Origin of the sequence: Paenibacillus dendritiformis, assembly GCF_015845845.1 — a bacterium.
Taxonomy (GTDB): Bacteria; Bacillota; Bacilli; order Paenibacillales; family Paenibacillaceae; genus Paenibacillus_B; species Paenibacillus_B dendritiformis_C.
This window is the reverse complement of the sequence record NZ_LDIG01000061.1, coordinates 57,447-69,542: the sequence shown is the minus strand read 5'-3', so window position 1 is coordinate 69,542 and position 12,096 is coordinate 57,447. Positions and strand designations below refer to the sequence as shown.

Below are 12,096 nucleotides of genomic sequence, written 5' to 3'. Positions count from 1 at the left end.
CCGAAACAGAGCTAAACGGATTCAGCTAACGGGTTCTTACCGTCATCTGCAAAAGTTACGAACCCGCTGTGAGCATGTGTTTGCTGAAAGCAAAGTTGCGCATGGCATGGATCGTGCACGGAGCCGCGGACTCGACTGCATGCAAGAACAGGCGCTACTGACGGCGATCGTTCAAAATCTGAAAAGACTATGCCGGTTTGGGAAAAAGCGATCTCGAACTGGTATGTCGGCATGCCAAAAAACGAAATCCGTGATGACAGAGGCGTTGTCACGCCTACTCATTTCAGCGCTGGCTGAGTTGTTTTACTCGTTTTGCATGTCCATCAGACGGCTACAACTGCACTAATTCACCGGACTTCTAAATTTCCTGAATATATTTTGCTGAATATATAAAAACACCGTTACCGGCCTCCTTATTTGCAGCCTAAACAGGCAGAATAACATAAAACCTTTTATTATATCGAATAAACTATCATCCTGCCTCAGCGCTACTAAAATCCATTTCCATACACTTCTGTTGCTTAATCTCACCATACGGCATTTCGCTTCTTGGTCATCAAAGTGAATTTTGAACGGGGGTGATTAATGCACTCATTGCGTTGGGTTATCACAAAATACATCAAAAGAAAAGCATAATAATTTGAAAACAGGAGATGAAGTAAATGAAAAAACTTCGAATTTTGGTTTCGGTTGTTATGATGTTTATGGTGTTGAACCTGTCCATTGTCAGTGCATATGGAGCGACAAATGACAATAGTATCTATCAAGCCTCCAAAACGTACCAAAGTGAATCTGGCATCGACCTTGCTGCCCTTTTTTCTGATGTTTCTGACGAAACTAAAGAATATTGGAAGAAAACCTTTGGTAACACAATTGTCAAAGCGTAACCGAAACGGAACAATATTTCCGTCTAGACTCGAATCAACAATTAGTTCCAATGACAAATAAAGAAGTTAACGAGATCTCCCCACTTGATGTCGGCTCAGGTGAAAAATACGGCATCAGAGTATTTGCTGTAACGTCAGAAAGAGATTCTAACGGCGAGCTCCTAATCGGAGGAAACTTTGAATGGACAAAAACACCACCGCTGGCCCAAGGTAATAGCATGGATGGGTTTGCTATTGCTTGGAATGGCGAACTAACAATTCTAAGATACAATGCTTCACTAAGATACGATGAAGGCACTGAATATCCATCCGCTTCTAATATTACTCCAGCAGGTGGAATCGCATTAGAATTTAGCGAGGCAATAGATAAAGGGTGGTTTTCTCCAAATTGGTATCTTCAAAGTGGAGGGATTTCAGCCACTATAAAAAAAGGAGATGGAAGTTTTAAAAATGGTTCCGGCAATGTGACAGCTCAATATCTCCACACTAGCACCACTACAACTGTTACTGGCTTAGGTATTTCACTATCAGGCGGGAGCATTAGCTGGACTACAACAGAAAAGGTTGAACCTGTTGCAGCCGTTGCTGCTTTTAAATACTAAAATAAAATTATAAAAGAGAATAGGGCGAATATTATCGCTCTATTCTCTTATTACTGACATAATATATGAGGTGATACGATGCACCGCCTTACAATATTTGTTATGCTGCTTGCATGTATAGTACTTACTAGCTGCAAAACGGATACAACAAATGATGAAGACAAACTCACAAAGGATGAATTCATATTATCCTATCAAAATCAATTTCAGTATGTTATCGAAGAGGAGCAGCTTACCTCCCCCTTTGATCCTTACCATAGTTTTCATGGGGTAAGCCCCTTCTTGAGGAAGGAATGGGCTTCTTTAGATATCCAGTCGACCCGGGCGACAAGGAAACAGTTTTATTTTTCATATGATGAAAAACATAATCAACTAATTCCCATCGATAAAGAGCGATTTCATTCGTTGTCTAAAGAGAAAATGAACGAACTGTATCGGCTTTCATTATATCTGATCATCGAAGATAACAGCGGGCAAACCTATCCTACAGAAGCGCGGCTGATTGGTTCCTTTGAGTGGTCGCGCCCATTGCCTGACACGTTGAACCACCTGCCCTATGCTTTTTTAGGAGCCTATGGCAGACTTGCCTATTTAGAAGATTACGCATCGTTTCAAGGCAATATCGAACCAATGCTTTTCTTTGGAGGAAAAGGGTTCGGTTGGCAAGGAGATTCCAGCGGACCTGTTCCCCTCTATGGAACATTCAGCATGATTGCATACCAGACTCGGGAGGCAACGATATCCAAAGAACAGTTTGTATATGTCGTACCCTTTCACAGGGATAACCATTCTGCCTATCAAGTAGCCCAAGAAGATGACTATATCAAAGTTTATCAGCATAGGGATACTCCGCTTGGCAATCTGTATGTGCAGTTTCCGTAATTTCTTTTCCTGTCACATGATTAAGCCATCGTCCCCAGCATTGACAAAAAGCCATTATCGAGAAGTCTTCCCTCGAAATGGCTTTCTTTCGTCTATTTCCGATTACGATAGATTTCTCCAACATGATATCGCGATACTTGATTGCGTTTCGCCAAGGCAAGGCATCGCCATGGGAACACATCTCTGCTTGAATAATCTCCCTCGCGACTTCGGGAACATACGGAAAGCCGTGTCCTGTCATTTCCTTTAGCAGCATCGTTTTCCCCGCGCCAGGGCCGCCGGTGATAATGACAAAATCATCCCTGAATAATGTACACTTTGTTATGTCTACTCCCCCCATCACCGGCTTATATCTCTTTTTGCAAAAGAAGCTCATCATCCTGTACATAGCCGCAGCGTTCATATGTTTTAATGGCGGCGGCGTTATCGCTGCCTGTTAATATTTTTATATTCTTTACCCCACAGGCGGCCAGCTTTTCCTCAAGCAATGAAATCATGGAGACGGCCAGCCCCTGTCTTCGGGCCGAAGGTTCCACATACATTTCCGTGATTTCACCTTGCGCTTCCCGGTAACAAAACGATTCAAAACGTTGCGCGCAGGCAAAACCGACGACTTTCCCGTTCATGGTCGCAACCGCAATGAATTCGCCACTCTTGTTCATGCTCTCGATAATCTCTGATACGGGCCGCCGCTCCCCGCCGTTAAAAGCTTGATTCAATCCGGAGAGCGCCTCCGCATCGTCGTTCGTGGCCAATCTTACTTCCGTCGTCATCCATTCATTTCCTCCTATGAACTCTTTATACCGGTTACATTATGGGAATACCATCTGGATAATAACTAATAACACTCATTTGTCCTGCAAAAATCAACTCGGTTTCAACTTCTTGTGGAGAATTTCTATTCCTCATAAGTATAATACGAATAGAATCTACTGGAGTCTATTCCGAAAAGCCTTGTAGACCAAGGCTTCTGTCCCCAGCATCCATTATGTGGATAGATCTAGTATGGATACGGTAACCGTTGAATTAAAATTGCGAGTTGGAGAAGGGAGGAAGTTATCTGGCTATGGTTTCTGGCCTACTGGTGGTGATAGTTCCAGCTACTTTTTAGATGTGGATGGTAATTTTCTTGCACTTAAACCAGGACAAGGGTCTATAATGTCTACCTTAACACCTAACAGACTTATCGTATATTATTTTACAATTACAAATTAACAGTAACTAAGGCCTGTAGTTCTCATAAGACTTTATAAAGTAAATTCAGTAAAGCGATACAAATAAGAGCCGTGGGAGTCCTTCCTCAAGGCTCTTTTACATATGCCGATGATCGGCATCCTCTCTAAAAATAAATTCAATACATCCTTCGAATGAACTTCAAAAACATTTGTTCGTTATCTTGATTATAAATCCTTTAACCGATTATCATCCGGCCATATTCCGGTCAAATTTAAGTTAAAAAAGCCCCGCTGGCCAATGCCAGCAGTGCTTCTTTTCACCACGGCGCAACTTTCATGTTAGTTTCCCTACAGCTATAGTACAAGCATTAAAAAGCACTCTCTCATATTGTAATATTAAGAAAGGAGGTGGCTTGAATGAGACGTCATCGTAGAGCAATCACTATTATTCTTCACCGAGGTCAAAAAGTATTGGTAGAGTGCAGACGCCGTAGAAGACGCTAATTACTCATTTTATGGAGCGTCGAACCTTGCGTGTCTACCCGTAAGAAAAAAGTCTCGGAATAATCCGGGGCTTTTCCCGTATATGTTTGATTTGCAGCAAAAAAAGAGTCCCAGCAGCACAATGCCAGCTTAGCTCCTTTTCACCGGTTCCTCCGGATTTGTATACATTATACCAAATCGGGTATTGAGCAGCCGACCTCCCACACCACCGTACGTACCGTTCGGTATACGGCGGTTCCTCAGTTTACGCAGTTATTTGTCGATAATAATCTGTAAAGAATAGGAATCCAAAACCTTTGATGGTATTATTGCCGAGGGATTTTGAGAGGATTGGGCTGTTGGATATTCTCCAATAGCCCTTTCTTGTGTTTGCGTATTCCCATGCCTTCTGTGTCGGGATTCCGAGCGATTTCAATTTATCGAACTTTGTCTTCACCCGTTTCCATTGTTTCCAGAAGATCATACGAATTCGCCTTCGCATCCATTCATCCGTCGTTTTGAGCAGGTTCTTCATGTCGGCAATTTTGAAATAGTTCACCCAGCCTATGATATATCGTCTAATCTTCATGGCTCTGTCTTCGTTCCCCATTCCGTTACTTCTTGAAGTCAGCTCTTTGATCTTAGTTTTCATCTTTGCGATGGATTTCGGATGGATTCTGATTCTCGTTTCTCCTTTGTTAGAGTAGAAGGAGAATCCAAGAAATTTAACCCTCCTCGCTTCGTCCACAACTCAGTGTTCGTTCCGCGCTCTTTCTGCTTTTGCAGAAGATGAGTAGGTCATCCGCATATCGGACAAACCTGTGGCCTCTGCTTTCCAGTTCCTTATCCAATTCGTTCAGCATGATATTGCTAAGAATTGGACTCAGATTGCCCCCTTGCGGTACGCCGACTTCCGTTTCCTCGAACTTATGCTTCACAACAACGCCAGCTTTCAGGTACTTGTGTATGAGCGAGATGACCCGCCCATCCTTGATGGTTCTTGATAATACCTCGACGAGCTTACTTTGATTCACCGTGTCGAAGTACTTTTCCAAGTCCATATCCACCACATATTTGTACCCTTCTTGTATGTTAGCTTGGCTACTTCTGATTGCGTCATGAGCGCTTCGTTTAGGGCGGAAACCGAAGCTGTTCTCCGAGAACTGCCTCTCATAGATCGGCGTGAGCACTTGAGCGATTGCTTGTTGGATGACTCGATCAACAACCGTCGGTATTCCGAGGTTCCTTTTCTTTCCGTTCTCCTTCGGGATTTCCACCCTTCGGACAGGATTCGGGCGGTATTTTCCGTCAAGGATTGACTGCCGGAGTGTCTCCCCGTTCTCTTTGAGATATTATAGAAGTTCATCTACTCCCATCCCATCGATTCCATGAGAACATTTGTTCGCTTTCACTCTCTTGAATGCTTCATTCAGATTGTTCCTGCTCACAATTTGCTCAAGTATTCCATCCTTCGGCAAGTCTGCATTGGTGTTATCCGTTTCAGTTATCCTTGCAGGAATGTGCGCTTCCGCATATCCTTCGTGTTCCGCACTATCTTTCTGCGCGAAGCCTCCCTTTGGGAGTTGGCTGCCCTTTGCTCCTGTTTCGGTAACTTTCATTGATCCACACCTCCTTAGGTTCGGCCCTTCCCGCATGTTGTCGACGACATGCGGTACTACGGCGTCTGCTGACTTCTCATGATAAATCTTGTTTCAACCGTGATTTGAATAGGTATCTCCTCGCGTCCATGAGACCTCCCACGGTAAGACGATTCACTTTCCTTCCATTTACCCGCACCATTTACACTGGAATGTCCGTGTAGTGTATTGGACTTTGCTTTGTTATGCAAGCTCATCCCATTCCTTGTGCCTGATGATGTTCGTATTCCTCGGGCCGGAAGTTTGCCTCCAGCTTCCTTCAGATTCCATCTCACGATGGACACCCTTGCTCTTGGCTAGTGGTTGGCCACTACATGCCCCCACATCGGTCTTTCACCGCCTAGTTAATCGCCATGCGTGGCGCACATAAAATAGCCCTGCTGAAGAGGCAGGGCATATAATGAAGTTGCTCCATGGGTATAGACGCAGGTCTTACCAGATACATCCACGAGAAATAATTACAAGCAAGATAAACAGAACCAAGATTACACCAATGGAAGTAAAGCCTCCGAATCCACATGAGAAGCCTCCAATACCTCCAACAACACCGCTCATAAGGCAACCTCCTCTCTAAAGTGAACCATGAGCGCAGGATACAACCATGTTAATCTTAGAAGATAAATGCACGAGAAATAATTACAAGCAAGATAAACAGAACCAAGATTACACCAATAGAAGTAAAGCCTCCAAATCCACATGAGAAGCCTCCAACTTCACTCATTGCAGCAACCTCCTTTCGCTATGTTCATACTCATTGTATTGAAGTTGCTTTCATTATGACTTGGCTATATCCCATACTGAAAAATTTAGGCTTTATGCGTTGAAAGGATAAGCTATTTCCCCATCTGACAGCCGTTGCTTAATTTCGATTGTCATCTTTTTCTTCGCCCCCCTTTGCTTTCAAAACTTCCACGGCCTTAATCAAGGCCTGCGGCAGCCCCGCACCCATACATCCGCCGTTCTCAATAATGGACAGCAGCTCATTGGCCAGATTGAAAAAAATCGTCGCGTCCCGCAGCAAAGGGCTTCGTTCTGAGCCTATGGTGAGTATTGGATTCCTAACCTTAAATGTTCCAGCAAACAACTTATTCCCAAAGTATACGCCGATATACTTAGCATCATCTCCAATTGTAACGGTTGCTCCTGATATATCGATTTCATGCTGCCTTATAGGATCTGTAGAAGGGGCCGCCAACTCGTTGAAATAACATCTTACATCTGTACCTGCCGAATCGAACTCAATCCGATTTGTTTTATGCTTTGCTTCCATACTCCCGATGCCAGCGAATTGATCGGGACTTCTTGTTATCAAATCCATTTCGTAATCAGATTTTATTACCATTTCAGCACCGCGAGCTGGACCCATAAAATAAAACGGCGGCAGCAGATTGCCTCCCGTTACGATGGCGTATGGGTTCTTGACGTTGGTCATGCTGTCTACGCAGGGATAACGCGTGGCCACTTGCTCCTGCGTCATCTTGGCGAAGGCGTCGTATTGGTCGGATCGTCGACTGAACTCTTTTTCAACTTCTCCCAATCAAAAAGGCCCCGCCAGCGGCGAGACCTCATGAATGGTATGTTATTTTTCTCAACTGCAGCCAGGGCTTCGTTAATCAGTTCGAGCTCTTTGGTATACTTCGCAATCTCCGCATCGTATGAGTCCGTCCATCAATTACGGCACCTTTATCTTGCAATTCCTTCCCGTCCACAATTACGGCATACTCGCCGGTAACCTTTTTACCGACTTTTGATTCTGGGAGTTACCATGGTTATGTGTGCCTATGTTCACCCTATTCAGCTGATTCTGGGCCCGGTAGGAATTTATCTCCCCGGCAAAACCGCCATTCGAACCATAGAACGATATAGCAGATACCCCGGAATCAGAACCCTTAGTAATCCGGATGCGGTTATATCCGTAACTGTCATAAAGTATAATACGAATAGAATCTACTGGAGTCTATTCCGAAGGGTCTTAATTTATAAGGCTTTTTCTTTTTGACTTGGAATCAATCCGCAATAGACGATGAGTCTGTCCCCAATCCGTCCCCAGCAGCCGCTATGTTGATAATATGTGGATATATTGTGGATAGACTGTGGATAAAAAAGCCGTGGCATAATGCCGGAGCTCCCCTTTTCCCTATGCGAAAGGGGAACACCCAACCTTTAAGCCTGACCCTCAAACTGGAGAGATAACCAATTGAGGCGTCTAAATACCGTAAGCCTACGTTTATGCAGCTTCACTTTTACCTTTCGAGGCATAATGACGCCTTTTTTTGTTATTTAACTTGAAAATATCCAAAAATAAAGATTGTCAATCTTTCAGAAAAATGCAATAATTACTATTAATCCTATGATTATAAGTTAAAACCTAGGAAATACTTCTTCGATGTACCCCACAGAATGTTAGATAATGCTTCAGCCAACGGCTGGAATATCGCCTTGAGTAGAACATCCTAATCTGCTTAGGCGCTCCCGAGTATTCTTCATGATTCACTTCCTTAAACCTTCGATTGGTAGCGCTGAATTTAGTTAAAGATCCATTATATGGTATTTAATATTATTATATTACTTAATTAGACATTATATGTCGATCGCAATGCCTCCTTCATGCTTATTCGGGCAGTTCTTTAAAGTTTTCTTTAAAGTCAAGATTACCAATTACCTACTTCAACTGCATAGGTCATGGATGTAATTAATCACATGTTCAAGAGGAGGAGAATGCTTGGTATCTCCAATTATTGAAGTCCAGAAGTTAAGTATAAGCTTCCACACGGATGACGGTGTCGTTCCCGTTGTCCATTCGGTTAGTTTTCATATTCATCCCGGTGAGATATTGGGGATTGTCGGAGAGTCTGGATGCGGAAAGAGTGTAACGTCCTTGTCGATTATGGGACTTATCCCTGCAATGACTGGAAAAGTTAGCGGAGATATTCATTTTAAAGGAGAAAAACTCCCCATATTATCGGAAGCGAAGATGCGGAAAATCCGCGGTAACCAAATTGCGATGATCTTCCAGGAACCAATGACCAGCCTGAACCCTTTATTTACAATCGGGGAGCAATTAACCGAAGCACTACGAATTCATAAAAAAGCAGATAAAAAACGAGCTAAGGCGAGAGCTATAGAAATGATGAAGCAGGTAGGACTCGGAAGAGCCGAAGCCTTAATCAATGAATATCCGCATCAACTGTCTGGCGGCATGAGGCAGAGGGTCATGATTGCCATGGCCATGATGTGTGAGCCCGAACTGCTTATCGCAGATGAACCGACTACCGCGTTGGATGTGACGATTCAAGCCCAAATCCTTGAGCTGATGAAGAAACTAAATCAAGAAACAAAGACAGCGATTATGATGATTACGCACGATTTAGGCGTTGTGGCAGAAATGTGCCAGCGAATGGTCGTTATGTATGCCGGCAAGATTGTGGAAGAAGGCGATGTTCGAACGATTTTCCAACATCCCAAGCATCCGTACACCATCGGTCTAATCCAATCTGTTCCAGACATGCGAGTGAAAAAGGAAAGACTCTATTCGATACCAGGTCAGGTTCCGAAGCCGGGTTCTCACAGGCAAGGCTGTTCTTTTGCGCCGCGCTGCACACATGCATCGGAACGATGTGTGAGTGAAGAGCCCTCATTACAGAGCTTCGACAATGGACAAAAGGTGAGTTGCTGGTTATACGAAGACGGGAAAGGAGCAGACATCCATGACTCAGCCATTAGTTCAAGTTGAAAACTTGAAAATGCATTTTCCGATCAAAAAGGGGCCGCTGGGGAAAAACGCAGGCGCGGTGAAAGCCGTGGACGGCGTATCCTTTCACATCAACAAAGGAGAAACGCTTGGGCTTGTCGGCGAGAGCGGCTGCGGGAAGTCCACGACGGGGAAAATGCTGCTTAGACTTCTTGAGCCGAGCGAAGGAAGCATTTATTTCGAAGGACAGGATATTACGAAGCTGTCTGGCAATGACCTGAGGAAGATGCGCCGTAACATGCAAATGGTCTTTCAGGACCCGTTTGCCTCATTAAACCCTCGTCATACGATTCGAAAAATCCTTGAGGAACCGCTCATTGTCCATGGCGTAAAGGACAGGTCGGAACGAAAACGAAAAGTAAAGGAATTATTGGACGTCGTTGGCCTAAGCAGCTACCACGCATCCCGTTACCCCCACCAGTTCAGCGGTGGACAACGGCAGCGGATCGGCATCGCAAGGGCACTTGCCATTCACCCGAAGCTTATTATCGCCGACGAGCCGGTATCCGCTTTGGACGTATCGATCCAGTCGCAAGTATTGAACCTCCTTCAGGATCTGCAGCAAGAATATAAGCTCACCTATCTGTTCATCGCGCATGACTTAGGCGTTGTTCGCCATATCAGCGATCGGGTAGGCGTTATGTACTTGGGCCAACTGGTCGAAATATCCGATACGGAAGATTTATACGACAAGCCGCTTCATCCGTACACGCAAGCGTTATTATCAGCCGTTCCCATTGCGGATGTTACCTGCCCGAGGGAAAGGATTATTCTGGATGGCGATGTGCCAAGTCCGGTTCACCCGCCCACGGGGTGCCCCTTTCATACCCGATGTCCGAAGGCATTTGAACCGTGTTCGGCTGCCCGCCCGCAGCTAAGTGAAATTGATCCAGGTCATTACGTGGCTTGTCACTTATACGAACAAGTCCGCGTAGACATAAGTTGAAAACGATTACACTAATGGGGGGGATATTATGAAGAAAATTGGTTGGATATTATTAACTTGCATGCTGATCCTGTCTGTTGTGCTCGCTGGATGCAACAACGGGAACCAAAGTAATGGCAATGAATCGGAAAGCGGCGGAACACTTATCTATGGAAGAGGAGCAGATTCCACAGCGCTTGATCCAGCCATCACCACAGAAGGAGAATCATTTATTGTTACCCAGCAAATTTATGAAACACTTGTAAAGTATAAAACAGAAAATACGGAGATCGAGCCAGGACTTGCTGAAAAATGGGAGGTTACTGAGGATGGCTTGACGTATACGTTTCACCTGCGGAAAGGCGTAAAGTTTCACGACGGAACGGACTTCAACGCGGAAGCGGTCGTAACCAACTTCCAACGCTGGGCCCAAAGTAAAGACGAAGCAAAATTTGCCTACTATTCTTCCATGTTTGGCGGATTTGAAGGTGATCCTGGTCATGTCATTAAAGAGGTAAAAGCGGAAGACGAGCATACCGTTGTGTTCACATTGAATCGTCCGCAAGCTCCGTTCTTAAAAAACCTGGCCATGACCATGTTTGCGATTGCCAGCCCTGATGCACTAAAAAAATATGGGGATGATTTCACGAAAAATCCGGTGGGAACAGGGCCGTTCAAATTCAAATCATGGAAAGCGAATGACACGATCGAGCTTGTGAAGAATGAAGATTACTGGCAAGCCGGCCTTCCCAAGCTAGACGGCGTAAAGTTCAAAGTCATTGCCGACAACTCGGCCCGTCTGAATGCCCTGATGAAAGGCGAGCTTGATTTGATGGATGGCCTAAACCCCAGCGATCTGGATCAAGTAAAGGGAAACAGCAAACTGCAGCTATTCGAAAGACCGTCGATGAACGTAGGCTACTTTGGTTTCAATACGGAAATGCCCCCTTTTGATAAAAAGGAAGTCCGTCAGGCAATCAGCCATCTCATTAACAAAGAAGCTTTGATCGCTAACTTTTACGAAGGAACGGCAGAACCCGCCAAAAACCCGATGCCGCCATCAATCAGCGGCTATAATGACGACATTGTCGACTATGAATATAGCGTTGAGAAAGCAAAAGCGTTATTAAAAGCGGCCGGATTGGAAAACGGCTTTGAAATGGACCTGTGGGCAATGCCTGTGGCGAGACCTTATATGCCGGATGGCCAAAAAATAGCAGTAGCGATTCAAGCGTCTTTGAAGGAAGCCAACATCAAGGCCAATATCGTAACGTTTGACTGGGGCACTTACTTAGAGAAGGTTCAAGCTGGAGAAGCTCCTGCATTTATGCTTGGCTGGACCGGGGATAATGGAGATGCCGATAACTTCATCTATACATTATTGGATAAAGACAACATCGGATCGAACAACTACTCGCGTTACAGCAATGACGAATTGCATGACATCCTGATCGAAGCGCAATCCAACCCGGATGAAGATAAACGCAATGAGCTGTACAAAAAAGCACAGGAAATTATTCATGAGGAAGCGCCTTGGGTTCCTCTGGCTCACTCGAAACCTCAGCTTGCAGGCATTAAAGAAATTCAAGGATTTTTCCCGCATCCAACGGGAACTCAATCCTTTATTAACGTATCGATCAAATAATCGGCAGCGAGGGACGCCCGGATTGCGCGCATTCTGATCATAGCATGGACAATGAGGAGTATGGTTGGATCATGCTCCTCCTTTTTTA

15 protein-coding genes are annotated in these 12,096 nt (G+C 44.7%); 8 read left to right on the top strand and 7 right to left on the bottom strand.

What is annotated here, in order from left to right:
- From ABD76_RS02830 to ABD76_RS02815, 4 genes are all read left to right on the top strand, one after another.
- Positions 1-346 (top strand): transposase (locus tag ABD76_RS02830; protein WP_197253583.1); only part of this gene is annotated, 346 nt, incomplete at its 5' end.
- A 316-nt stretch (positions 347-662) separates the two neighbouring features.
- Positions 663-887 carry a hypothetical protein gene (locus tag ABD76_RS02825; protein ID WP_197254110.1) on the top strand — a complete coding sequence of 75 codons (225 nt, stop codon included), beginning with the start codon at positions 663-665 and terminating at the stop codon, positions 885-887.
- 50 nt (positions 888-937) lie between these two features.
- Positions 938-1,489, top strand: coding sequence for a hypothetical protein (locus ABD76_RS02820; RefSeq protein ID WP_197254108.1), 552 nt, complete (start codon positions 938-940; stop codon positions 1,487-1,489).
- Between the two features lie 78 nt (positions 1,490-1,567).
- Positions 1,568-2,371 (top strand): hypothetical protein, encoded by an 804-nt coding sequence (locus tag ABD76_RS02815; protein ID WP_197254106.1) that lies wholly within the window; start codon positions 1,568-1,570, stop codon positions 2,369-2,371.
- Here ABD76_RS02815 and ABD76_RS29165 read toward each other — a convergent pair.
- Both ABD76_RS29165 and ABD76_RS02805 read right to left on the bottom strand, forming a co-directional pair.
- Positions 2,313-2,711 carry an AAA family ATPase gene (locus ABD76_RS29165; protein ID WP_275100753.1) on the bottom strand — a complete coding sequence of 133 codons (399 nt, stop codon included), beginning with the start codon at positions 2,709-2,711 and terminating at the stop codon, positions 2,313-2,315. The two genes, ABD76_RS02815 and ABD76_RS29165, sit on opposite strands and share 59 nt — an antisense overlap.
- Before the next feature lie 7 nt (positions 2,712-2,718).
- Positions 2,719-3,090 (bottom strand): GNAT family N-acetyltransferase, encoded by a 372-nt coding sequence (locus ABD76_RS02805; protein WP_338125010.1) that lies wholly within the window; start codon positions 3,088-3,090, stop codon positions 2,719-2,721.
- Positions 3,091-3,376: 286 nt separating this feature from the next.
- Here ABD76_RS02805 and ABD76_RS02800 point away from each other — a divergent pair, with 286 nt between their 5' ends.
- Positions 3,377-3,586 (top strand): hypothetical protein, encoded by a 210-nt coding sequence (locus ABD76_RS02800; protein ID WP_197254102.1) that lies wholly within the window; start codon positions 3,377-3,379, stop codon positions 3,584-3,586.
- Positions 3,587-4,294: 708 nt separating this feature from the next.
- Here ABD76_RS02800 and ABD76_RS29160 read toward each other — a convergent pair.
- The 5 genes from ABD76_RS29160 to ABD76_RS29140 all read right to left on the bottom strand — a co-directional run bounded on the left by ABD76_RS29160 (position 4,295) and on the right by ABD76_RS29140 (position 7,224).
- The gene (locus ABD76_RS29160; RefSeq protein ID WP_242069318.1) at positions 4,295-4,639 is read right to left on the bottom strand and encodes a group II intron maturase-specific domain-containing protein; all 345 of its coding nucleotides are present in this window, start codon (positions 4,637-4,639) and stop codon (positions 4,295-4,297) included.
- 115 nt (positions 4,640-4,754) lie between these two features.
- Complete coding sequence (locus ABD76_RS29155) at positions 4,755-5,306, bottom strand: reverse transcriptase domain-containing protein (protein WP_338125009.1); 552 nt, start codon at positions 5,304-5,306, stop codon at positions 4,755-4,757.
- A gap of 75 nt (positions 5,307-5,381) precedes the next feature.
- Positions 5,382-5,648: a hypothetical protein gene (locus ABD76_RS29150; RefSeq protein WP_242069317.1), complete on the bottom strand. Its 267-nt coding sequence runs from the start codon at positions 5,646-5,648 to the stop codon at positions 5,382-5,384.
- Between the two features lie 649 nt (positions 5,649-6,297).
- A complete protein-coding gene (locus ABD76_RS02790; RefSeq protein ID WP_197254100.1) occupies positions 6,298-6,408 on the bottom strand; it encodes a dihydroorotate dehydrogenase in 111 nt (36 codons plus the stop codon).
- A gap of 138 nt (positions 6,409-6,546) precedes the next feature.
- Positions 6,547-7,224, bottom strand: coding sequence for a phage holin family protein (locus ABD76_RS29140; protein ID WP_242069315.1), 678 nt, complete (start codon positions 7,222-7,224; stop codon positions 6,547-6,549).
- A 1,185-nt stretch (positions 7,225-8,409) separates the two neighbouring features.
- On the opposite strand from ABD76_RS29140, the gene ABD76_RS02780 reads away from it, so the two are divergent.
- From ABD76_RS02780 to ABD76_RS02770, 3 genes are read left to right on the top strand one after another with little or no spacing between them, the layout of a single operon-like run.
- The gene (locus tag ABD76_RS02780) at positions 8,410-9,420 is read left to right on the top strand and encodes an ABC transporter ATP-binding protein (protein ID WP_206765497.1); all 1,011 of its coding nucleotides are present in this window, start codon (positions 8,410-8,412) and stop codon (positions 9,418-9,420) included.
- A complete protein-coding gene (locus ABD76_RS02775) occupies positions 9,395-10,384 on the top strand; it encodes an ABC transporter ATP-binding protein (RefSeq protein ID WP_197254099.1) in 990 nt (329 codons plus the stop codon). The genes ABD76_RS02780 and ABD76_RS02775 overlap by 26 nt, the downstream gene beginning before the upstream one ends.
- Positions 10,385-10,412: 28 nt before the next feature.
- Positions 10,413-12,008 (top strand): ABC transporter substrate-binding protein, encoded by a 1,596-nt coding sequence (locus tag ABD76_RS02770; protein WP_197254097.1) that lies wholly within the window; start codon positions 10,413-10,415, stop codon positions 12,006-12,008.
- Positions 12,009-12,096: the final 88 nt, after the last annotated feature.